Annotated in this window: 1 protein-coding gene; it reads right to left on the bottom strand. The window is 64.4% G+C overall.

The window, feature by feature from the left end:
- A partial coding sequence (locus tag R0J88_RS20960) for a DUF927 domain-containing protein (RefSeq protein ID WP_410901019.1) occupies positions 1-264 on the bottom strand: 264 nt, incomplete at both ends.

The following is a 264-nucleotide window of genomic DNA, read 5'->3' as shown; positions in this document are numbered from 1 at the left end:
AGCGATCTGCGTGCGGGCGATCTGCGTCACGCGAAGCTTTACGCCGATATCGAGCAGCAGCCGCCGCAGCTCCGTACCGTCGCCGGCAAACAAGCCGGCCGGCACCGCCCACCGTTTCAGGATGCCGTCGCGGTCCGTGAATTCGAGCAGGTAACCCCCCTCGCTGTCCATCTCGTTTCGCGTCTCCGCGATCGCATCGATTCGCGTGCTGACCCAATGCGGCGGCAGCGGATGGCCCTGATTGTTGAAGCCGTGAAACCACAC

The organism is Pseudoalteromonas sp. SIMBA_162, assembly GCF_046535955.1.
Lineage (GTDB): Bacteria > Pseudomonadota > Gammaproteobacteria > Enterobacterales > Alteromonadaceae > Pseudoalteromonas > Pseudoalteromonas marina.
The sequence above is the reverse complement of the archived record's forward strand: the minus strand, read 5'-3'. Positions and strand labels throughout refer to the sequence as shown.